Origin of the sequence: Pseudomonas stagnisoli, from assembly GCF_048595745.1 — a bacterium.
In the GTDB taxonomy this organism is placed as follows: domain Bacteria; phylum Pseudomonadota; class Gammaproteobacteria; order Pseudomonadales; family Pseudomonadaceae; genus Aquipseudomonas; species Aquipseudomonas alcaligenes_A.
Map to the genome: position 1 here is coordinate 1924036 of NZ_CP184361.1, position 20636 is coordinate 1944671.

At 62.6% G+C, this 20636-nt stretch carries 19 protein-coding genes and 1 tRNA gene; 13 read left to right on the forward strand and 7 right to left on the reverse strand.

The genetic code is table 11. The features are described 5' to 3' along the window. The first annotated feature begins 130 nt into the window (after positions 1–130). The 4 genes from ACOAPY_RS09310 to queF all read left to right on the forward strand — a co-directional run bounded on the left by ACOAPY_RS09310 (position 131) and on the right by queF (position 4106). The gene (locus ACOAPY_RS09310; protein ID WP_465156380.1) at positions 131–661 is read left to right on the forward strand and encodes a cupredoxin domain-containing protein; all 531 of its coding nucleotides are present in this window, start codon (positions 131–133) and stop codon (positions 659–661) included. Next, entirely contained in the window at positions 658–2358 is a 1701-nt protein-coding gene (locus ACOAPY_RS09315; protein WP_465156382.1) for a copper resistance system multicopper oxidase, read from the forward strand. Before ACOAPY_RS09310 ends, ACOAPY_RS09315 begins: the two co-directional genes overlap by 4 nt. After that, positions 2345–3049, forward strand: coding sequence for a copper resistance protein B (locus ACOAPY_RS09320; protein WP_465156384.1), 705 nt, complete (start codon positions 2345–2347; stop codon positions 3047–3049). Before ACOAPY_RS09315 ends, ACOAPY_RS09320 begins: the two co-directional genes overlap by 14 nt. Positions 3050–3275: 226 nt before the next feature. After that, positions 3276–4106: an NADPH-dependent 7-cyano-7-deazaguanine reductase QueF gene (gene queF / locus ACOAPY_RS09325; RefSeq protein WP_465156386.1), complete on the forward strand. Its 831-nt coding sequence runs from the start codon at positions 3276–3278 to the stop codon at positions 4104–4106. 42 nt (positions 4107–4148) lie between these two features. Here queF and ACOAPY_RS09330 read toward each other — a convergent pair whose 3' ends face one another. The 3 genes from ACOAPY_RS09330 to ACOAPY_RS09340 form a co-directional block, all read right to left on the reverse strand. Further along, on the reverse strand, positions 4149–4412 hold the full coding sequence (locus tag ACOAPY_RS09330) for a DUF4404 family protein (RefSeq protein WP_076428573.1): 264 nt from the start codon (positions 4410–4412) through the stop codon (positions 4149–4151). A gap of 120 nt (positions 4413–4532) precedes the next feature. Beyond that, positions 4533–5183, reverse strand: a complete 651-nt coding sequence (locus ACOAPY_RS09335) for an HAD family phosphatase (RefSeq protein ID WP_465156388.1) — start codon at positions 5181–5183, stop codon at positions 4533–4535. Positions 5184–5239: 56 nt separating this feature from the next. Then, the gene (locus tag ACOAPY_RS09340) at positions 5240–5647 is read right to left on the reverse strand and encodes an acyl-CoA thioesterase (RefSeq protein ID WP_142137532.1); all 408 of its coding nucleotides are present in this window, start codon (positions 5645–5647) and stop codon (positions 5240–5242) included. Between the two features lie 116 nt (positions 5648–5763). Here ACOAPY_RS09340 and ACOAPY_RS09345 point away from each other — a divergent pair, with 116 nt between their 5' ends. Then, positions 5764–6465, forward strand: a complete 702-nt coding sequence (locus ACOAPY_RS09345) for an MlaA family lipoprotein (RefSeq protein WP_465156390.1) — start codon at positions 5764–5766, stop codon at positions 6463–6465. Between the two features lie 49 nt (positions 6466–6514). Here ACOAPY_RS09345 and ACOAPY_RS09350 read toward each other — a convergent pair whose 3' ends face one another. Then, the gene (locus tag ACOAPY_RS09350; RefSeq protein ID WP_021701583.1) at positions 6515–6814 is read right to left on the reverse strand and encodes a PilZ domain-containing protein; all 300 of its coding nucleotides are present in this window, start codon (positions 6812–6814) and stop codon (positions 6515–6517) included. 215 nt (positions 6815–7029) lie between these two features. On the opposite strand from ACOAPY_RS09350, the gene rssB reads away from it, so the two are divergent. Further along, a complete protein-coding gene (rssB, locus tag ACOAPY_RS09355; RefSeq protein ID WP_076583500.1) occupies positions 7030–8214 on the forward strand; it encodes a two-component system response regulator RssB in 1185 nt (394 codons plus the stop codon). Then, complete coding sequence (gene rssC, locus ACOAPY_RS09360) at positions 8211–8705, forward strand: anti-sigma factor antagonist RssC (RefSeq protein WP_021701581.1); 495 nt, start codon at positions 8211–8213, stop codon at positions 8703–8705. The genes rssB and rssC overlap by 4 nt, the downstream gene beginning before the upstream one ends. Positions 8706–8771: 66 nt before the next feature. Here rssC and tal read toward each other — a convergent pair whose 3' ends face one another. Further along, entirely contained in the window at positions 8772–9695 is a 924-nt protein-coding gene (gene tal / locus ACOAPY_RS09365) for a transaldolase (protein ID WP_465156392.1), read from the reverse strand. Positions 9696–9819: 124 nt separating this feature from the next. Further along, positions 9820–10800 carry a tRNA dihydrouridine(20/20a) synthase DusA gene (dusA, locus tag ACOAPY_RS09370; protein ID WP_465156394.1) on the reverse strand — a complete coding sequence of 327 codons (981 nt, stop codon included), beginning with the start codon at positions 10798–10800 and terminating at the stop codon, positions 9820–9822. Positions 10801–11048: 248 nt separating this feature from the next. On the opposite strand from dusA, the gene ACOAPY_RS09375 reads away from it, so the two are divergent. From ACOAPY_RS09375 to ACOAPY_RS09385, 3 genes are all read left to right on the forward strand, one after another. Then, on the forward strand, positions 11049–14846 hold the full coding sequence (locus ACOAPY_RS09375) for a response regulator (protein WP_465156396.1): 3798 nt from the start codon (positions 11049–11051) through the stop codon (positions 14844–14846). After that, positions 14843–15913, forward strand: coding sequence for an HD-GYP domain-containing protein (locus ACOAPY_RS09380; RefSeq protein ID WP_218642289.1), 1071 nt, complete (start codon positions 14843–14845; stop codon positions 15911–15913). The genes ACOAPY_RS09375 and ACOAPY_RS09380 overlap by 4 nt, the downstream gene beginning before the upstream one ends. A 95-nt stretch (positions 15914–16008) precedes the next feature. Then, a complete protein-coding gene (locus ACOAPY_RS09385) occupies positions 16009–16314 on the forward strand; it encodes a DUF2388 domain-containing protein (protein WP_076428605.1) in 306 nt (101 codons plus the stop codon). 58 nt (positions 16315–16372) lie between these two features. Here ACOAPY_RS09385 and ACOAPY_RS09390 read toward each other — a convergent pair whose 3' ends face one another. Next, positions 16373–17656, reverse strand: coding sequence for an NAD(P)/FAD-dependent oxidoreductase (locus ACOAPY_RS09390; RefSeq protein WP_465156398.1), 1284 nt, complete (start codon positions 17654–17656; stop codon positions 16373–16375). A gap of 185 nt (positions 17657–17841) precedes the next feature. Here ACOAPY_RS09390 and ACOAPY_RS09395 point away from each other — a divergent pair. The 3 genes from ACOAPY_RS09395 to infC all read left to right on the forward strand — a co-directional run bounded on the left by ACOAPY_RS09395 (position 17842) and on the right by infC (position 20619). Further along, a tRNA-Val gene (locus ACOAPY_RS09395) sits at positions 17842–17918 on the forward strand. Positions 17919–18145: 227 nt separating this feature from the next. Continuing rightward, positions 18146–20068 (forward strand): threonine--tRNA ligase, encoded by a 1923-nt coding sequence (gene thrS, locus ACOAPY_RS09400; protein ID WP_465156400.1) that lies wholly within the window; start codon positions 18146–18148, stop codon positions 20066–20068. Then, positions 20068–20619 carry a translation initiation factor IF-3 gene (gene infC / locus ACOAPY_RS09405; protein ID WP_175613984.1) on the forward strand — a complete coding sequence of 184 codons (552 nt, stop codon included), beginning with the start codon at positions 20068–20070 and terminating at the stop codon, positions 20617–20619. The genes thrS and infC overlap by 1 nt, the downstream gene beginning before the upstream one ends. Positions 20620–20636: the final 17 nt, after the last annotated feature.

Genomic DNA, 20636 nt, shown 5'->3' on the forward strand with positions numbered 1-20636 from the left:
GCGTTGCCGGCTTTATACGCCAGGCGCCGGGCTGAATGAACCCAGCTGACAAAGTTGTAATCTTCGCGTCAGCTTGGCGCCAGTTGCTGCGGCCTAGAGTGGGGCATCTTCCATCCCCGGAGCCTCACTCATGTCCGTACGTCTTGTTCTGCCGCTGCTCTGTGCCCTCAGCCTGCCGGCGCTGGCCGACCAGAGCCATCACGCCTTCGGCAAGCCGGCCAAGGCCGCCGATGCCGATCGCACCGTCGAGATCACCCTGGGCGACATGTACTACGAACCGGACTCGGTGCAGGTCAAGGCTGGCGAGACCGTGCGCTTCGTGCTGAAGAACGAGGGTGCGTTGCTGCACGAGTTCAGCCTGGGCAGCGCCGCCATGCATGCCGAGCACCAGAAGCACATGCTGGCGATGCAGCAGATGGGCATGCTGACGCCGACCTCCATGCAGCACGACATGAGCAAGATGGATCACAGCCAGCATGACATGAGCGGCATGCAGCACGGCAAGATTACCCATGACGACCCCAACACCGTGATGCTTGAGCCGGGGCAGAGCGCCGAGCTGACCTGGACCTTCGCCCAGGCTACCGGCCTGGAGTTCGCCTGCAACATCCCCGGCCATTACCAGGCCGGCATGGTCGGTAACGTCGAGGTGCAGCCGTGAAACGCCTGCTACTTGCCGCCGGACTGCTGGGCCTGAGCCTGGTTGCCCAAGCTGGTCGTTATGAACTGGTGATCGACGAGGGCCAGGTGCGCTTCTCCGACGGTGTGCGCCCGGCGCTGACCGTCAACGGCCAGAGCCCGGCGCCGGCGCTGCGCTTCCAGGAAGGCGAAGAAGTGGAGATCGCCGTCACCAACCAGCTCGACCGCATGACTGCGTTGCACTGGCACGGCATCATCCTGCCCTACACCCAGGACGGCGTTCCGGGCATCAGCTTCCCCGGCATCCAGCCCGGCGAGACCTTCACCTACCGCTTCACCCTCAACCAGTCCGGCACCTACTGGTACCACGCCCATGCCGACTTCCAGGAGCAGGAGGGCATCTACGGCCCGCTGATCATCGAGCCGAAGAAACGCGAGCCGTACCGCTACGACCGCGAATACACCGTGCTGCTGTTCGACTGGCAGGACGAGAAGCCGGAACGCACCCTGGCCAACCTGAAGAAGCAGGCCGACTACTACAACGACCAGCAGCCGACGCTTGGCGACCTGCTGCGCGATGCCAAACGCGATGGCTGGGGCACGGCGCTCAAGGACCGCTGGGACTGGGGCAATATGCGCATGGCCAAAACCGACATTGCCGATGTCAGCGGCTTCCGCTTCCTGGTCAACGGCCGCGACACCGAGCAGAACTGGACCGTGCTGTTCAAGCCGGGCGAGCGGGTGCGCCTGCGCATCATCAATGGCTCGGGGATGAGCTACTTCGACCTGCGCATCCCCGGCCTGGCCATGACCGTGGTGCAGGCCGACGGCAACGATGTGCAGCCGGTGGTGGTGGATCAGCTGCGTATTGCCGTGGCCGAGACCTATGACGTGATCGTCCAGCCGCGCGAGGACAAGGCCTACACCCTGTTCGCCGAGTCCATGGACCGGCGTGGCTATGCCCGCGCCACTCTGGCGCCGCGCCCTGGCATGCAGGGCGAAGTACCGGCGCTGCGCGAGCCGCGCCTGCTGACCATGGCCGACATGGGCATGGCCCATGCCGGTATGGATCACGGCGGTATGGATCATTCGGGCATGGCCGGTATGGATCATTCCCAGATGGCGGGTATGGACCACTCGCAGATGGCCGGTATGGATCATTCGGCCATGGCACCTGCTGGCAACCCGGACTACGCCGCCGGCAGCGGCATCGCGCCCGAGCCGGTCGATGGCGGGCGGGTGCTGGTCTACGGCGACCTCAAGGCGATGCGCCCAGCCGCCGGCTACCGGGCGCCGGACCGCACCATCGAACTGCAGCTGACCGGCAACATGGAGCGCTACTTCTGGTCGTTCAACGGCGTGAAGTACTCCGAGGCCGAGCCGATCCGCCTCAAGTACGGCGAGCGGGTGCGCTTCCGCTTCGTCAACCAGACCATGATGAATCACCCCATGCACCTGCACGGCATGTGGATGCAGCTAGACAAGGGCAACGGCCAGTTCAACCCGCTCAAGCACGTGGTCAACGTGGCGCCGGGGCAGACCCTGGAAGTGGACGTGCCGGTCGATGCCATGGGCGAGTGGGCCTTCCACTGTCACCTGATCTACCACATGGGCAGCGGCATGTTCCGCAAGATCGTGGTGGAGGCGGCCGATGGCAGTACCCAGCCGTTCTACAGCGAGCAACCGGCGGCCAAGGAGAGCGAACATGCGCATCATTAATCTGCTGCCGGCCCTGCTGTTGGCCACTCCGGCGCTGGCCATGGAACAGCACATGGACGCCATGCCGGTGGCCAAGCTGGCCGTCGATCATCTGGAGCAGCGCTTCGACGGCGATGAGCAGGCCCTGGCCTGGGAGCTGGAGGCGACCTATGGCAACGACTTGCACAAGGCCGTGTTGAAGAGCAGCGGCGAGCGCGCCGACGGCGGGCCCACCGAGTCCAGCGAGACCCAGCTGCTGTACCGGCGCATGGCCAGCGAATTCTTCGACTGGCAGGCCGGCTTGCGTCATGACGACCAGCCGGGCCCTTCGCGCGCCTATGTGGTGCTCGGCCTCAAGGGCCTGGCGCCGCAGTGGATCGAGCTGGACGCCAACCTGTTCGTCAGCGAGCGCGGCGACCCCTCGCTGCGCGTCGAGGCCGAGTACGAGCTGCTGCTGACCCAGCGCTGGGTGCTGGAGCCCAAGCTGGAGTACGACCTGGCGCTGGCCGACGATCGTGATCTGGGCGTCGGCGCCGGTGGCAGCACCCTGGAGGCGGGCCTGCGCCTGAACTACCGGGTCAGCCCGCAGTTCTCGCCCTATATCGGCTATGTCTGGGAGAAGACCTATGGCCGCACCGGCGACTGGCTGCGCGAGGAGGGCGAGCACGATGAGGAGGGCGCCTGGGTGGTGGGGTTGAAGTTCTGGCTGTGAATCACCCCTCTCCCATTTGTGGGAGAGGGGCGGCCAGCGCATGGCCATTTACCCTCTCCCCAGCCCTCTCCCGTGAACGGGAGAGGGAGTAAGCCAGCCTGTAGCCCGGATGCAATCCGGGGGGCTTGGTAGTCTGCTTCCCGGATTGCATTCGGGCTATGGGTGACGAGAGGGCGGCGGGCATGGGGTACAATGCCGGCTGTTTTTTCGTTTTCAGGCCACCGCCATGCAGCATCCCGCCGAACACTCGCCGCTGGGCAAATCCAGCGAGTACGTTTCCCAGTACGCACCCGAACTGCTGTTCCCCATTTCCCGCACCACCAAGTGGGCCGAACTGGGGCTTGAGGCCGGCAAGCTGCCGTACCAGGGCGTGGACTACTGGAACTGCTACGAGCTGTCCTGGCTGACGCCCTCCGGCAAGCCGGTGGTGGCCATCGGCGAGTTCGCCATTCCGGCCGACTCGCCGAACATCATCGAGTCCAAGTCGTTCAAGCTCTACCTCAACTCGCTGAACCAGAGCGCCTACGCCGACGCGGCGGAGGTCGAGCGGCTGCTGGCGCGCGACCTGTCGGCCTGCGCCGGTGCGCCGGTGGCGGTGCGCGTGCGCAGCCTCGACGAGGTGGCCGCCGAGGGCGTGGCGACTTTGCCGGGGCGTTGCATCGACGGCCTGGACATCGTGGTCAGCGACTACGCCCATCCGCGGCCCGAGCTGCTGCGCTGCGCCGCGGGCGAGGTCGTTGAGGAAACCCTCTATAGCCATCTGCTCAAGTCCAATTGCCCGGTCACCGGCCAGCCGGACTGGGGCACGCTGGTCGTCGACTACCACGGCGCGCGCCTGGATGCGGCGAGCCTGCTGGCCTACGTGGTGAGCTTCCGCCAGCACCAGGATTTCCACGAACAGTGCGTGGAGCGGGTATTCCTCGACCTGCAGCGCCTGCTGCAGCCCGAGCGGCTGACGGTGTATGCCCGCTATGTGCGCCGTGGCGGGCTGGACATCAACCCCTACCGCAGCACCGAGGCCATCGCGCCGGACAACCGTCGGCTGGTGCGCCAGTAACGAAAAAGCCCGCGAATGCGGGCTTTTTGTTGGGCGCTCGGTTCAGATGCCCATGTTGGCCAGGCTCTGCAGGATATTGCGCAGGGTGCCGGTGAGGGTCGGGTGCTGGCTCTCGAAACGCTCCACCGCCAGGTTGACGCCGTCGACCAGTGTGGCGTCGGGATCGCTGGCCAGCTCCTTGGCCAGCTTCAGGTCGATCTCCTGCATCAGTTCAAGCAGCGCGGCGCGGTCATCCGCGTCCAGCGGGATATCGGCGGCGAGCTCTTCGCGCAGTTGCTGGAAGTGTTGCTGCAGGCGTGCGGACATGGTCGTCTCCTTCTGGGCTACTGCAGAGTTGACCCGAACATCGTGTGCGGGTTCGCTCCCTCTGCCTGAAGGTTAATCCATGGCCTTTGCGCCTGCCTGATCCAGGACAAGTTTTGGATGTCAGGGTTTTTCGCCCTTGCTGCGGCGTATGGCCAGGTCATCCAGGCAGGCGGGTAGCTCGCCGGGATGATCGATCACTGAGTGTGCGCCCAGGCGGTACAGCTCCAGGGTGGCCTGGGCGCGCAGTTTTTCGCGCTCTGCGGCGGACAGCGCCTGCCAGTCGCCCAGCGCCAGGCCGCACAGCGGGCCGCAGGCGGCCAGGCCGACGCACCAGAGACCGGCGTTAAGCCCGGCCTGCAGCAGGCGTGGCTCGCTGGCGATCAGCACGCAGCCGTCCAGGCGCTCCACTTCGAGTTCGCCGAGGGCCTGCCAGATGGCATCCGGTGCCGGCCAGCGGCGCGCAGTCTGCTGGCGACAACCGCGAACGCCGCGTGGCAAGGCTCTGGCCAGGGTTTGGGTGACGACATCAGGCAGTTCGTCCAACCAGGCGTGGGGCAAATGGCGGGTGTGCAGCCGCTGCAGCAGCTCGACTATCCCGGGCAGGGCCTCGGCGCGCTCGGCGGCGCTGGCTTGCAGCGCCGGCAGCAGGCGCGGGTCCTGGGGATCGCTCAGGCCGCTGTGTTGCAGAGCGACCGGCAGGGTGCGGGCACCATGGTCGACCAGGCAGCCGGTGAGACCGAAGAGCAGGGCAGTGAACGGGGACTCTGGCATGGGGCTCGTTTCCCGAGGCGGTCGGGGCAGGCTAACGAGCGCGTATGACGATCCGGTTACGCGCCCATGACCTGGCGCAGGTCCTCTGGCACCGGCACCGAGGTGCCGCTGGCATGGTCGATCCAGACCAGCTTGCAGTGGCCCTCGCCGTAGCAGTTGTGCGGATCTTCCAGGGTGCGCAGGCGGTGCTCCACCACCAGGCTGCTGCGCCCGACCGCGCCGGCGTAGAGCTCGATCACCACGGTGGCCGGGTGCACCACCGGCTTCAGGTAGGTGTGCAACGTCTGCAGGACCACCGGTCCCTGAGGTGCATGATCGATGTGGATGCCGACGCGGGTGAACCAGTCCACCCGTGCCTCCTGGACGTATTCCAGATACACGGTGTTGTTGACGTGGCCGTAGTTGTCCATGTCGCCCCAGCGCACGGGAATGTGGGCAGTGTGGAGTAGGCGTTTATCCGGCATGCTGGAGTCCGCTATGCTGCTGCCTTATCAGGCCGCGATGTTTATACTGCGCGGCCTGGAAGGATTTCCGGACGGCGTTGCGCCGCCACACTACTGATGCGATGGGGAGACTGCAAATGCGAGTGATCGAAGCGAGCTGGCTCGATCGTCTGGGCCGCCTGTGCGCTTGCGCCGTGCTGGCTGTACTGCCGCTGGCGGCGAATGCCGCCGACGAAGACCCCTGGGAAGGTTTCAATCGCCCGGTCTTCAGCTTCAACGACACCCTCGACACCTATGCGCTGAAGCCCGTTGCCAAGGGCTACCAGGCTGTAACCCCGCAATTCCTCGAAGATGGCGTGCACAACGTATTTCGCAATATCGGCGACGTCACCAACCTGGCCAACAACCTGTTGCAGGGCAAGGTGCACGACGCTGGCGTCGACGGCGGCCGCCTGATCTTCAATACCACCTTCGGTCTGCTCGGCTTCTTCGACGTGGCCAGCGAGATGGGCCTGCAGCGCAACGACGAAGACTTCGGCCAGACCCTGGGTGCCTGGGGCCTGGGCAGTGGCCCGTACCTGGTGGTGCCGTTCCTCGGCCCGAGCAGCCTGCGCGACGCTCCGGCCAAGATCCCGGACAGCTTCCTCGGCCCTTACCCCTACATCGACCATGTGCCGACGCGTAATGTCACCCGCGCGGTGAATGTGGTCGATACCCGCGCCAGCCTGCTGTCGGCGGAGAAGATGGTCTCCGGTGACAAGTACATCTTCGTCCGCAACGCCTACCTGCAAAACCGCGAGTTCCGGGTGAAGGACGGCGAGGTGGTGGACGACTTCTGATTCGTCCAGCGCAAACAGCAGAAAGGCGGCCTAGGCCGCCTTTCTCGTTTCAACTCATCGACAGTATCGCCAGGCCGATCGCTGTGCGGCCATCTTCGAGTGGAGTAACGCGCACCACTTCGGCGTGGGCGTCGAGGCCCTTGAGTTCGCTGTGTTCGGACGGAATGTGCACTTTCACCTGGTCACCCATGGCGACCTGGCAGTTGGCCTCCACCTGCATGCCGGTGCTGGACAGGTCGAGGCACAGGGCCTGGATTTCCTTGCCGGCGTGATGCAGGGTCACCGGGGTTTCGAGTTGCATGCGGATGAAGTCACGCTTCTCGCTGTAGGCACGATCGTTCTGGCTCATGGACCCTATCCTCTTGTTGTAAGGGCGCTCCCCGAGGGTCTTATAACCCCCGTCGATTTGAGGTGTAAAGGCGCCGGGCGACAATCGGCAGGCGGCTTGAATCACCCGGAAGATGGGAGTACCGTCTGCGCCGTGAATCGTCCGAGTGCAGCTGTTTTTTCTGTGTGCGGATGGCAAACCCAATCATTTTCCGGCGTCGTTTGCCTGGATGGCCCATGCACAAACCCAGCGCCAAGCTGCTGCTTATCGATGATGACGAGGTGGTGCGAGCGAGTCTCGCCGCCTATCTAGAGGACAGTGGTTTCCAGGTGCTGCAGGCCGGGAACGGACTGCAGGGTCTGGAAGTGTTCGAGCGCGAACAGCCCGACCTGATCATCTGCGACCTGCGCATGCCGCAGATCGACGGTCTCGAACTGATCCGCCGGATCAGTCAGATCAACAGCGAGATGCCGGTCATCGTGGTGTCCGGCGCCGGGGTCATGAGCGACGCGGTGGAAGCCCTGCGTCTGGGCGCTGCCGACTACCTGATCAAACCCCTAGAAGACCTGGCTGTGCTGGAGCACTCGGTGCATCGCGCGCTGGATCGGTCTCGCCTGCGCCTGGAGAACCAGCGCTACCGCGAGAAGCTGGAGGCGGCCAACCGCGAGTTGCAGGCCAGCCTGCACCTGCTGCAGGAGGATCAGAACGCCGGGCGTCAGGTGCAGATGAACATGCTGCCGACCACGCCCTGGGAGGCGGACGGCCTGCATTTCGCTCATCAGATCATCCCTTCGCTTTACCTGTCCGGCGATTTCGCCGACTACTTCCGTGTCGACGAGCATCGGGTCGCCTTCTATCTGGCCGACGTTTCCGGCCATGGCGCCTCCTCGGCCTTCGTCACCGTGCTGCTCAAGTTCATGACCACGCGTCTGCTCTACGAATGGCGGCGTAACGGTGTGTTGCCCGAGTTCAAGCCTTCCGATGTGCTCGGCCATATCAACCGTGGTCTGATCAACTGCAAGCTGGGCAAGCATGTGACCATGCTGGGTGGCGTGATCGACCTGCAGAGCAGTCAGCTGACCTACAGCATCGGCGGGCATCTGCCGCTGCCGGTGCTGTTCAGCGAGGGCGAGGCCCGCTATCTGGAGGGTCGTGGCCTGCCGGTGGGGCTGTTCCAAGAAGCCAGCTACAACGATCTGGTGATGCAGCTGCCGCCATCCTTCAGCCTGAGCATGATGTCCGACGGCATTCTGGACCTTTTGCCTGGCGACACGCTCAAAGAGAAGGAAGCCGCGCTGCCCAGACTGGTCAGCGAGGCCGGAGGCACGCTGGATGGCCTGCGTCAGGTGTTCGGGCTGGCCAATCTGCGCGATATGCCGGATGATATTGCCTTGCTGGTGTTGAGCAGGAACCTTGCATGAATCCTGGGAATAGCCCCGGTAGGATCCAGTTCGCCGAGCAGGACGGTACCTTCGTTCTGAAGTTCATTGGCGAAGTCCGCCTGACCCTGTGTTCGGCGCTGGATTCAACAATCGAAAAAATCTTCTCGGCGCTGAATTTCTCGGCGATCGTGATCGATCTGACGGAAACCCGCAGCATCGATAGCACCACCCTCGGGCTGCTGGCCAAGCTGTCCATTCTGTCGCGGCAGAAGATTGGCCTGTTGCCCACCGTGGTGACCACCCACGAGGACATCACCCGTCTGTTGCAGTCGATGGGCTTCGATCAGGTGTTCAACATCGTCGATCGCCCGATTCCCTGCCCGGAGTGCCTGAGTGACCTGCCGTCGCAGGATCAGTCGGAAGAGGTGGTCAAGGCCAAGGTACTGGAAGCGCACCGCATCCTGATGGGGCTCAACGAGTCCAACCGCGAGGCCTTTCACGACCTGGTGAACGCACTCGAGCGCAGCTGACCGAGCCAACGCGCATGAAAAAGGGCGATATCCCCGCGGATATCGCCCTTTTTGTTTGCGCCGGGACTAGCGGCGAGCGGCCAGCAGCGCCTCCAGTTTTTCCTGGTCGCGGGCGAACAGGCGGATGCCCTCGGCCAGCTTCTCGGTGGCCATGGCGTCTTCGTTCATGGCCCAGCGGAAGGCGCTCTCGTCCAGTGCCTGGCGTGCTTCGCCGGCGCCGGGGGTGAGGATGCGCGGCAACTGGCCCTGGTCATCGGCCAGCTGCTGCAGCAGCTCGGGGCTGATGGTCAGGCGGTCGCAGCCGGCCAGCTGCTCTATCTGGCCCAGGTTGCGGAAGCTCGCGCCCATCACCACGGTGCCGTAGCCGTTGGCCTTGTAGTACTGGTAAATGCGCGACACGGACTTAACGCCCGGGTCCTCGGCGCCGACGAAGTCGCGGCCCTCGGCCTTTTTGTACCAGTCGTAGATACGTCCGACGAAGGGCGAGATAAGGAATACCCCGGCCTCGGCACAGGCCACGGCCTGGGCGAAGGAGAACAGCAGGGTCAGGTTGGTCTGGATGCCGGCCTTTTCCAGCTGCTCGGCGGCGCGGATGCCTTCCCAGGTCGAGGCGATCTTGATCAGCACGCGCTCGCGGCCGATACCGGCCTGGTCGTAGAGGCCGACCAGGCGCTCGGCGCGGCGCAGGGTGGCCTGGGTATCGAAGGACAGGCGGGCGTCCACCTCGGTGGAGATGCGCCCCGGAATCACCTTGAGGATTTCCTGGCCGACGGCCACGCCGAAGCGGTCGCAGGCCAGGCCCAGGTCGCCGGCGCAGCCGGCCACGGCCTGGTCGAGCAGCTCGACGTAGCGGGGCAGGGCGGCGGCCTTGAGCAGCAGCGAGGGGTTGGTGGTGGCATCCACCGGCTTGAGTCGGCTGATGGCGTCGAGGTCGCCGGTGTCGGCGACCACGGTGGTGTACTGCTTGAGTTGTTCCAGCTTGGAGGTCATGACGAGGCCCTGTCGTTACATGACCCCGACCTTACCCGAGCCACGCGGGGCGCTTCAATGTCTGGCTCGGGCTTTTCCGCTGCTGGGGGAGAGAAGCGCTACCACGCGCGCTGGAATGACCGTTTCAGTGGCCAGCGAGCAGCTCGATGGCCTGGTCGAGCAGGGCCAGCGGGTCGGTGGTCTTGTGCACGTCCACCGAGAGCAGCTGGCGGAAGCGCCGCGCCCCCGGAAAGCCCTGGGCCAGGCCCAGCACATGGCGGGTGATGTGGTGCATGGCGCCGCCCTCGGCGAGGTGTTGCTCGATGTAGGGGCGCATGCGCGTCAGTGTCTCGGCGCGGCTGATCACTGGGCGGTCCAGGCCGAACAGCAGCTGGTCGACCTGCGCCAGCAGATAGGGATTGTGGTAGGCCTCGCGGCCCAGCATCACGCCATCGAAGGTCTGCAGGTGCTGCTGGCACTCTTCGAGCGTCTTGATGCCGCCGTTGAGGATGATCTCCAGGTCCGGGAAGTCCTGCTTGAGCTGCGCGGCGATCTCGTAGCGCAGCGGCGGGATCTCGCGGTTCTCCTTGGGCGACAGCCCTTCGAGGATGGCGATACGCGCGTGCACGGTGAAGCTGGTGCAGCCGGCCTCGCGCACGGTGCCGACGAACTCGCACAGCTCGGCGTAGCTGTCGCGACCGTTGATGCCGATGCGGTGCTTGACCGTCACCGGGATGTCCACCGCGTCGCGCATGGCCCTGACGCAATCGGCCACCAGCTGTGGATGGCCCATCAGGCAGGCACCGATCATGTTGTTCTGCACCCGGTCGCTGGGGCAGCCGACGTTCAGATTGACCTCGTCGTAGCCATGCGCCTGCGCCAGCCGCGCGCAGGCAGCCAGGTCGGCCGGGTTGCTGCCGCCAAGCTGCAGGGCCAGCGGGTGTTCGCAATCGTGGTAGCGCAGGAAACGCTGGGTATCGCCATGCAGCAGCGCGCCGGTGGTGACCATCTCGGTGTATAGCAATGCCTGGCTGGACAGCTGGCGAAGGAAATAGCGGCAGTGGCGGTCCGTCCAATCCATCATAGGGGCGACACTGAATCTTCTGTTGATAGGGCTTCTATTCATCGTTCTTCGAGTTCGGCGAGTCCGGCAGGCGTGCCGGCAAAGAGTGGCAGTATACAGGGGTGTGCCCCTGCCTCGCGGGGGAGAGAGGTGCGTGCGCAGCCGTTTGGCGCCGCCAACTGCCAATGGGCACCCCTGAATCCGAAGGGCAAGGTTGGCAATTGGATTTCAATCGATCGCGGCCCTGAGCTATACAGGGCGGTAACAGCTGCTGAGGATGATGCTGATTGAAGCTCGCGAGAATTAGCAATTTGCTGACCTGGTTGGTCGTTGGTCTGTTGGTGAGTGCGTGTGCCTCGGTCTGGCTGGCTTTCGAACTGAATGGCCGTTACCGCACCGAGGTCGACCAATTGCACCGGGCCGGAGATGCAATCAATCACCTGCAATTGCTCTCGCACCAGCGCAGCATGGCGGTGCGCAGCTATGTGAGTACTACCGAAGAGACCTACTACCGCAACTATCAGGCGCTTCGGGCATCCGCCAACGACTTTGACAAGGTGGTACAGGGCTTCGTCATCCAGCGCATGCCGGAGAGTCAGGTGATGCAGGTGCTGGAGGCCCGGGATAAATCAGCCCTGATGGCGGAGTACGAACTGCAGGCATTCGCGCTGGCGCGTGAGGGGGACTGGAAGCAGGCGATTGAGCGGGTCTTCGGGCAGGAGTACCAGCAGGTATCGCTGGCGGCGCTGGAGCCGCTGAGGTCCATCGAGCAGGCATTGCATGAACGCGGGCAAGTTCAGGTCAACCAGGTTGAACGGTATGCTCGCATAGCCATGTACTTTGCCGTGCTCCTGACCCTCGGCGGGTTGCTGCTGGTCGCACTGGTGCTGCGCAGCTTCTATCATCGGCGCGTGCTGAAACCTCTGGTCGAGATGACGGCGGCCACCGATCATCTTCTGCATGGCCAGCGCGACATCCAATACCGTCATGCCGATGAGCAGTCGGAGATTGGTGACTTGAGTCGGGCGTTGTGCCGTTACCGTGACGCCATGCATGAGCTCGACTGTCAGCGCCGACAGTTTTCCGAGGCCGAAGCCTGGTACCGGCAGATCATCGAGTTCGCGCCTGATGGCATGCTGGTGGTGGATGAAGCGGGCACCATCCTGATAGCCAATCCGAAGGTCCATGAGCAGTTCGGCTATGTCCATGGGGCCATGCTGGGGCTCTGTGTCGATGATCTGGTGCCTTTGAGTGTTCGCCCCGTGCATGCGCAGATGCGTGCCAAGTTCATGAACTCCAACCGCTCCCGGGCCATGGGCAGCATCAGTGGCGATTTTCGGGCCGTCGATCGGCAGGGCAGGGAGTTCCCGGTAGAGCTGGGACTTACCCGTTTGCCGCTGATCGAGGGACGCAGCCCCTGTGCTTGCGTGACCATTCGCGATATCAGCGAGCGCAAGCGCCTCGACCGGCAGATATCCGATCAACTGGCTTTCCAGCGGGTGTTGCTCGACACCTTGCCTTATCCGGTGTTCGTGAAGGACGCCGATATGCGTTACATCGATTTCAACCAGTCCTTCCTCGATACCTTCGGGGTGCGTCGCGAGGATTTGCTCGGGCGTACCGTGCTGCAGTTTGCAGGGCTCCCGGCCGAGGACATTCCGACCTATCAGGAGGCCAATCAAAAGGTTATTCGCGAAGGCGGCAGCCATGTTGCCGAGGTGCGCATCCCGCTTTCTGATGGTCAGCTGCACCCGGCTATCTACTGCCTCTCCAGCTACAAGGGCAGTGATGGTCATGCGGCTGGCTTGGTGGGGACGCTCATCGACATCAGCGCGCAGAAGCAGGCAGAACTGGATCAGGCGCATGCCAAGGAGTTGGCTGAGGAAGCGACGCGCCTCAAGTCGGACTTCCTGGCCAACATGAGCCATGAAATCCGTACGCCAATGAATGTCATCATGGGTATGGCCCATCTGGCGCTGGAGAGTGGATTGGAGGGGCGCCAGCGCAGTTATGTCGAGAAGATCCAGACGGCTGCGCAGGGGCTGCTCGGCATCATCAACGACATTCTCGACTTTTCGAAGATCGAGGCTGGCCGCATGCACTTCGAGCAGGTCGACTTCTTTCTCGAGGATGTGCTCAGCGGCCTGGTTGACCAGGCGACGCTCAAGGCCCAGGAGAAGGGCCTGGAGCTCCTGTTCGATATCGCGACCAATGTGCCGACCGCTCTGGTGGGGGACCCTCTGCGTCTCGGACAGGTTCTCAACAATCTGCTGAGCAACGCGCTGAAATTCACCGAGCGTGGTGAGGTCACCCTGTGCATCCGTCCTGAACAGGAGAGTGATGGCAAGGTCTGGCTGTATTTCGAGGTGCAGGACACGGGCATCGGTATGAGCGCTGAGCAGATTTCCCGGTTGTTCAGGGCGTTTACCCAGGCCGACAGCTCGACATCGCGCAAATACGGCGGCACCGGCCTGGGGCTCACGATCTGCCAGCGTCTGGTGCAGTTGATGGGCGGCGATATCGGCGTTGACTCGGAACCTGGTATTGGCAGCAGCTTCTATTTCCGTGCGCCGTTCGGGCTGCAGAAGGAGCAGCGTCAGCTGATCATCGGCATGGATGATCTGTTGGGCATGCCGGTGCTGGTGGTGGATGACAATGCCACCGCCCGGGAGATTCTCACCAGTATGCTGACCTCCCTGAGGTTTCAGGTCGACAGCGCCGCCTCCGCGGTGCAGGCCATCGACAAGCTTGAGCAGGCACATGCGGCCGGCAAACCGTTCCGTCTGGTGCTGATGGACTGGATGATGCCAGGCGTTGATGGTGTCGAGGCATTGCGGCGTATTCGTGGCGATGAGCAGATCGCTGACACCCCCTTGTTCATCATGGTGACCGCATACAGTCGTGATGAGCTGAGAGAGTGCTTGGGTGAACTGGAAGTCCAGGATGTGCTGGTCAAGCCCGTAACGCCTTCTACGCTGCTGGATAGCATCCTCAATGCTTTTGGGCGCGAGGCCCTGGCCAGGCCCAGACGGCGCGAGGTTGCGCAGGAGGTCGAATGGGCACAGCGGCAGCTCTCCGGAGCCCATTTGCTTCTGGTCGAGGATAACCTGGTCAACCAGGAAATGACGGTTGAGATTCTCGGGCGAGCCGGCATTCGCGTGGATGTCGCCAGTAATGGTGCGCAGGCGTTGGCCATGGTCGTGCAGAGGGCGTATGACGGCGTGCTGATGGACTGCCAGATGCCGGTGATGGATGGCTTCGAGGCCACCCAGCGCATCCGGCAGTTGCCCGGCATGGCGCAGCTACCGATCCTGGCCATGACGGCCAATGCCATGGCGGGCGACAGACAGCGTTGCCTGGATGCGGGCATGAACGAACACATTGCCAAGCCGCTGGATGTCGGTCAGTTGTTCATCACGCTCAGTCGCTGGATCAAGGGGCATGGGGTGCAGTCTCCGGTGGTGGTGCCAGAGCCAGGCCCGTTGATTCCGGTCATCGAGGGGCTTGAACTGGAAAGTGCATTGCAACGCCTGGCAGGTGATAGCGCTCTGTTGCGCAGGCTGCTGGAGCGCTTCTGTGATTCCGAGCAGGGCTCCATCGCACGGGTTCGGCAGGCGCTGCTGGCGGGTGAGCGTGGTGAAGCAGAGCGTCTGGTTCATTCGCTCAAGGGGCTGGCAGGCAACATTGGGGCTCGCGAGCTGGCCCAGCGGGCCGGCGATCTCGAAAGCATGTTGCGCCACAAGCGTGAGGGCTTCGAGTTTGAAACACTGCTGACACGTGTAGAGCAGGATCTTCGCAGGTTGGTCGATTCGATCAGAGCGGGGCTCCGGTCCGCTGACGCTGAGCCCGCCAGCTCAAGGCAGCAACCTACAGGCGAGATGGATAGCGCGACACTCGTGGCATGCCTCGATCGGCTGGAAACGCTCCTGCGTAAGGATGATGGCGAATCGATGCAGGCTCTGGAGCCAGTGTTGCCAGCGCTCGAGGCTCTGGGGTACGGACATGAGGCCAGCATCCTCGCGGAGCTTATCGGCCGTTATGCATACGAGGAGGCGCTGGATGGACTGGCGTCGCTGCGCCAGTCACTGAGTACGGGCAAGGGGGCATGATGGATAGCACTGAGGCGCGGGCGACGATCCTGGTGGTCGACGATGTTGTCGACAACATCGATATCCTCAACCGCATCCTGCTGCCGCACTACCACACCAGGATTGCCCTCAATGGGGAAAAAGCACTGAAAATCGTGTGTTCGGGCAATCCTCCGGATTTGATTCTGCTCGATATCATGATGCCGGGGATCAATGGCTACGAGGTATGCCGGCGACTCAAAGACAACCCGGAGACTCGCGATATTCCTGTCATCTTTGTGACCGCCATGAGCGAGGTCGAGGATGAGCGGCATGGCCTGGAGCTCGGCGCGGTCGACTACATCACCAAGCCGGTCAACCCTGCGATCGTGCTGGCGCGTGTGCGAACGCACCTCGCGCTTTACGACCAGAATCGCGAACTGGCCCGTCAGGTTCGGGAGCGCACTGCAGACCTGTTCAATACCCGTCAGCAGATCATTCGTCGGCTCGGGCGTGCGGCGGAGTTCCGTGATAACGAAACCGGCAATCACATTATTCGCATGAGCCACTTTTGCCGCCTGATCGGGATTGCGGCTGGTCTTGGCGAAAAGACGGTGGAAATTCTCTACAACGCATCGCCCATGCACGATGTGGGCAAGATCGGTATTCCTGATCATATCTTGCTCAAGCCCGGCAAGCTGACCGAGGACGAGTGGCAGGTCATGCGGCGGCATCCGCGCATCGGTGCCGACATCATCGGTCAGCACAGTGATGACCTGCTGCAGAGCGCCTGGGCCATTGCCCTGTGCCACCACGAAAAGTGGGATGGGACAGGATATCCCTCCGGGCTCAAGGGGGAGGCGATTCCGCTGATGGCGCGCATCGCCGCGCTGGCCGATGTGTTCGATGCTCTGACGACCGAGCGCCCCTACAAGAAGGCCTGGACGGTCGAGGCTGCCGTGAGTCATATCGAGGCGCATGCCGGCAGTCATTTCGATCCGGGCCTGATGGAGCCCTTCAGGCAGGCCCTGCCGGAGATGCTGCGTATCCGCGAACAATTTTCCGATACGTTCGGCGCCATGGAGGACTATGGGCCGTCGCAGCCCTAGGCTGCGCCTTCTGCACTTGCGTGCAACCCTGCTATAACTTGATCATGCAATTAGACAGTTCGTGCAACAGTTTCATCTGCAACAGGAGTTTCATTATGCACAGCAAGTACTGGTTGGCCGCAGTGGCGTTGGGGCTCAGTCTGCAGGTGGGTGCCACCAGCTTTGTGGTGACCACCGATGGTCTGGTGAATACGGTTGACGGCACCACTGACGTTACGTCGTCCAGCTTCGGTGACGACAAGATCGTGCGCGAGGCCAAGGATGATGCCGCCAGCTTTGTCGCCAGTGCCGGCGCCATCCGTGGTGCACATCTGGAAGCGGCCTTCCTGCACATCCGGAGTCAGCAGCCGACGCTGCAGATGGACGATATGCAGCTGGCTCAGGCCATCCTGGCCATCTGAGCGATCTGCGGAAATGAAAAACGGCGCCCTTGGGCGCCGTTTCTGTTTGCGGTCGGTATTACAGGCCCAGCTTGTCGCGCAGGCTGTAGTACCAGGCGCCCATGGCGGTGAAGGGCACGCGGAACAGACGACCACCCGGGAAGGGGTAGTGCGGCAGGCTGCCGAAGGCGTCGAAACGCTCGGCCTGGCCACGCAGGGCTTCGGCGAGGATCTTGCCGGCCAGGTGGGTGTAGGTCACGCCGTGGCCGCTGCAGCCTTGCGAGTAGTAGATGTTGTCGCCGATGCGGCCGACCTGCGGCAGGCGCGACAGCGTCAGCAGGAAGTTGCCGGTCCAGGCGTAGTCGATCTTCACGCCTTTCAGTTGCGGGAAGGTCTTGAGCATCATCGGGCGGATCATCGCCTCGATGTTGGCCGGGTCCTTGGCGCCGTAGACCACGCCGCCGCCATAGATCAGGCGACGGTCGCCGGTCAGGCGGAAGTAGTCGAGCAGGTAGTTGCAGTCTTCCACGCAGTAGTCTTGCGGCAGCAGGCTCTTGGCCACGTCTTCGCTGAGCGGCTCGGTGGCGATCACCTGGCTGCCGCACGGCATGGTCTTGGCGGCCAGTTCCGGCACCAGATTGCCCAGGTAGGCGTTGCCGGCGACCACGATGAACTTGGCCTTCACGCGGCCTTCGGGGGTATGCACGACCGGGTTGGCACCGCGTTCGATGCGTACGGCCGGGCTCTGTTCGTAGATGACGCCACCCAGGCTTTCCACCGCTGCGGCTTCGCCGAGCGCCAGGTTCAACGGGTGGATGTGGCCGCCGCTCATGTCGAGCATGCCGCCGATGTAGTTCTCGGTCTTGACCACTTCACGGATGCGCTGGGCGTCCATGATCTCCAGCTGGGTGTGACCGAAGCGCTCCCACAGCTTCTTCTGCGCTTCCAGGTGCTTCATCTGCTTGGGCGTGAAGGCGGCAAACACGCCACCGTCCTTCAGGTCGCACTTGATGTCGTACTTGGCGATGCGCTCGCGAATGATGCGACCGCCTTCGAAGGCCATCTGGCCCATCAGCTGGGCCTGCTTCGGGCCGACGGTGCGTTCGATGACGTCGATGTCGCGGCTGTAGCTGTTGACGATCTGGCCGCCGTTACGGCCGGAGGCGCCGAAGCCGACCTTGGCGGCCTCGACGATGCTGACCTTGAAACCGTTCTCCAGCAGGAACAGGGCGGTAGACAGGCCGGTATAGCCGGCGCCGATGATGCAGACATCGGTCTCGGTCTCGCCCTGCAGGGCCGGGCGCTGCGGCACCGGATTGGCCGAAGCGGCGTAGTAGGACTGGGGGTAGGGGGTGTGCGCCATATTTGAACCTATGTTCTTTATTTTTTACGGAATGAGCGGATGCTACCCGAGTCAAAATGCGCCGGCTAGCCTCTGTGCAAAATTTTCAACGTACCGCTGTGCGGCAAAAAATCCACTTTTTCAGAGGCTTAGCGAAAAAAGGTGTTGACACCTCGGCGAATCTCCCTAAAATGCGCCTCCATTGCAGGCACATAGCTCAGTTGGTTAGAGCACCACCTTGACATGGTGGGGGTCGTTGGTTCGAGTCCAATTGTGCCTACCAAATCCGAAAGGGGTCGTTGATACGACCCCTTTTTTATTGGCTGCTTGCCAGAGAATAGGCTTTCTGGAAGCATCCGCGATTCTGTTTACCTCCAGTGACTCTGGTTCGGTTCTGGTTGGCCCGCAAGGCTCCTGCCATCGTCAGGCAGGTATACCGCCGGATCGCTTCCTGGCTCATCCCAACCCATGTGACCTTTGGTAGGGGTCACCACTAGGAGAGGAGGCGCCATGCCCATCATTACTCTTCCCGACGGCAGTCAGCGTTCGTTCGATCATCCGGTGTCCGTGCTTGAGGTGGCTCAGTCCATCGGTGCAGGCCTGGCCAAGGCCACGTTGGCCGGCAAGGTCAATGGCAAGCAGGTGGATGCCTGCGATCTGATCGAGATCGATGCGACCCTGCAGATCATCACGCCGAAGGACGAGGAAGGGCTGGAGATCATTCGCCACTCCTGTGCGCACCTGGTGGGGCATGCGGTCAAGCAGCTCTATCCGAACGCCAAGATGGTCATCGGTCCGGTGATCGAAGAAGGCTTCTATTACGACATCGCCATCGATCGTCCTTTCACGCCGGAAGACATGGCGGCTATCGAGAAGCGCATGGCCGAGCTGATCGACAAGGACTACGACGTCATCAAGAAGATGACGCCGCGTGCCGAGGTCATCGAGCTGTTCCAGGCGCGTGGCGAGGAATACAAGCTGCGTCTGATCGACGACATGCCGGACGAGAAGGCCATGGGTCTGTACTTCCATGAAGAGTACGTGGACATGTGCCGTGGCCCGCACGTGCCCAATACCCGCTTCCTCAAGTCCTTCAAGCTGACCAAAATCTCCGGTGCCTACTGGCGCGGCGATTCGAAGAACGAGCAGCTGCAGCGTATCTACGGCACCGCCTGGGCGGACAAGAAGCAGTTGGCGGCCTACATCCAGCGCATCGAGGAAGCCGAGAAACGCGATCACCGCCGCATCGGCAAGCAGTTGGACCTGTTCCACCTGCAGGAAGAGGCGCCGGGCATGGTGTTCTGGCATCCGGCTGGCTGGACCGTCTACCAGGTGCTGGAGCAGTACATGCGCCAGGTGCAGCGCGAGAACGGCTACGTCGAGGTGCGCACGCCGCAGGTGGTCGACCGCATTCTCTGGGAAAAATCCGGCCACTGGTCGAACTACGCCGAGAACATGTTCACCACCAGTTCGGAAAACCGCGACTATGCGGTGAAGCCGATGAACTGCCCGTGCCACGTGCAGATCTTCAATCAGGGGCTGAAGTCCTACCGTGATCTGCCGCTGCGCATGGCCGAATTCGGCTCCTGCCACCGCAACGAGGCGTCCGGCGCCTTGCACGGCATCATGCGCGTGCGCGGTTTCACTCAGGATGATGCGCACATCTTCTGCACCGAAGAGCAGGTGAAGAAAGAGGCCTCCGACTTCATCAAGCTGACCCTGCAGGTCTACGCCGACTTCGGCTTTACCGACATTTCCATGAAGCTGTCGACTCGTCCGGCCAAGCGCGTAGGTTCCGACGAGCTGTGGGATCGTGCCGAAACCGCGTTGGCGGATGCGCTGAACGAGTCTGGCCTGGCCTGGGAATACCAGCCGGGCGAGGGCGCCTTCTACGGCCCGAAGATCGAGTTCACCCTGAAGGATTGCCTCGGCCGTAACTGGCAGTGCGGCACCCTGCAGTATGATCCGAACCTGCCGGAGCGCCTGGATGCCAACTACATCGCCGAAGACAATAGTCGCACGCGCCCGGTGATGCTGCACCGCGCCATTCTCGGCTCCTTCGAGCGCTTCATCGGCATGCTCATCGAGCACTACGCCGGTGCATTCCCGGCCTGGCTGGCGCCCACCCAGGCGGTGATCATGAATATCACCGACAAGCAGGCTGATTTCGCCCTGGAAGTCGAGAAAACTCTCAACCAAAGCGGATTCCGTGCCAAGTCGGACTTGAGAAACGAAAAAATCGGCTTTAAAATCCGCGAGCATACTTTGCTCAAGGTTCCCTATCTCCTGGTTATTGGTGACAGGGAAGTTGAGACACGATCCGTTGCTGTGCGTACCCGCGAAGGTGTCGACCTGGGCTCCATGCCTCTGGAACAGTTCGCCGATCAGCTCAAGCAAGCGGTTTCCCGGCGTGGTCGCCAAGATTCGGAGTAATCATTATTAAGCGTGAAATGAGACAGGATAAGCGGGCCGTACCAAAGGCTCCGATCAACGAGAACATCACTGCACGTGAGGTCCGCCTGATTGGCGCGGATGGCGAGCAGATCGGTATCGTTTCGATTGATGAGGCATTGCGCGTGGCTGAAGAAGCCAAGCTGGATCTGGTAGAGATCTCGGCTGACGCGGTACCGCCAGTTTGCCGAATCATGGACTACGGCAAGCACCTGTTCGAAAAGAAGAAGCAGGCTGCGATTGCGAAGAAGAATCAGCACCAGCAGCAGATCAAAGAAATCAAGTTTCGTCCAGGGACGGAAGAAGGGGATTACCAGGTAAAGCTACGCAACCTGGTACGTTTCCTTAATGAAGGGGACAAGGCCAAGGTATCCTTGCGATTCCGTGGTCGTGAGATGGCCCACCAGGAGCTGGGAATGGAGCTGTTGAAGCGGGTCGAAGCCGACCTCGCCGAATTCGGCACCGTCGAACAGCATCCCAAGTTGGAAGGACGCCAGCTGATGATGGTCATCGCTCCCAAGAAGCGTAAATAACCTCCCGGGCACTGGCA

Bases quoted from the DNA above. Each gene is read 5' to 3' on its own strand.
- ACOAPY_RS09310 (WP_465156380.1), top strand. From the start codon at position 131: ATGTCCGTACGTCTTGTTCTGCCGCTGCTCTGTGCCCTCAGCCTGCCG.
- ACOAPY_RS09320 (WP_465156384.1), top strand. From the start codon at position 2,345: ATGCGCATCATTAATCTGCTGCCGGCCCTGCTGTTGGCCACTCCGGCG.
- queF (WP_465156386.1), top strand. From the start codon at position 3,276: ATGCAGCATCCCGCCGAACACTCGCCGCTGGGCAAATCCAGCGAGTAC.
- ACOAPY_RS09330 (WP_076428573.1), bottom strand. From the start codon at position 4,412: ATGTCCGCACGCCTGCAGCAACACTTCCAGCAACTGCGCGAAGAGCTC.
- ACOAPY_RS09335 (WP_465156388.1), bottom strand. From the start codon at position 5,183: ATGCCAGAGTCCCCGTTCACTGCCCTGCTCTTCGGTCTCACCGGCTGC.
- ACOAPY_RS09340 (WP_142137532.1), bottom strand. From the start codon at position 5,647: ATGCCGGATAAACGCCTACTCCACACTGCCCACATTCCCGTGCGCTGG.
- ACOAPY_RS09345 (WP_465156390.1), top strand. From the start codon at position 5,764: ATGCGAGTGATCGAAGCGAGCTGGCTCGATCGTCTGGGCCGCCTGTGC.
- ACOAPY_RS09350 (WP_021701583.1), bottom strand. From the start codon at position 6,814: ATGAGCCAGAACGATCGTGCCTACAGCGAGAAGCGTGACTTCATCCGC.
- rssB (WP_076583500.1), top strand. From the start codon at position 7,030: ATGCACAAACCCAGCGCCAAGCTGCTGCTTATCGATGATGACGAGGTG.
- rssC (WP_021701581.1), top strand. From the start codon at position 8,211: ATGAATCCTGGGAATAGCCCCGGTAGGATCCAGTTCGCCGAGCAGGAC.
- tal (WP_465156392.1), bottom strand. From the start codon at position 9,695: ATGACCTCCAAGCTGGAACAACTCAAGCAGTACACCACCGTGGTCGCC.
- dusA (WP_465156394.1), bottom strand. From the start codon at position 10,800: ATGAATAGAAGCCCTATCAACAGAAGATTCAGTGTCGCCCCTATGATG.
- ACOAPY_RS09380 (WP_218642289.1), top strand. From the start codon at position 14,843: ATGATGGATAGCACTGAGGCGCGGGCGACGATCCTGGTGGTCGACGAT.
- ACOAPY_RS09385 (WP_076428605.1), top strand. From the start codon at position 16,009: ATGCACAGCAAGTACTGGTTGGCCGCAGTGGCGTTGGGGCTCAGTCTG.
- ACOAPY_RS09390 (WP_465156398.1), bottom strand. From the start codon at position 17,656: ATGGCGCACACCCCCTACCCCCAGTCCTACTACGCCGCTTCGGCCAAT.
- thrS (WP_465156400.1), top strand. From the start codon at position 18,146: ATGCCCATCATTACTCTTCCCGACGGCAGTCAGCGTTCGTTCGATCAT.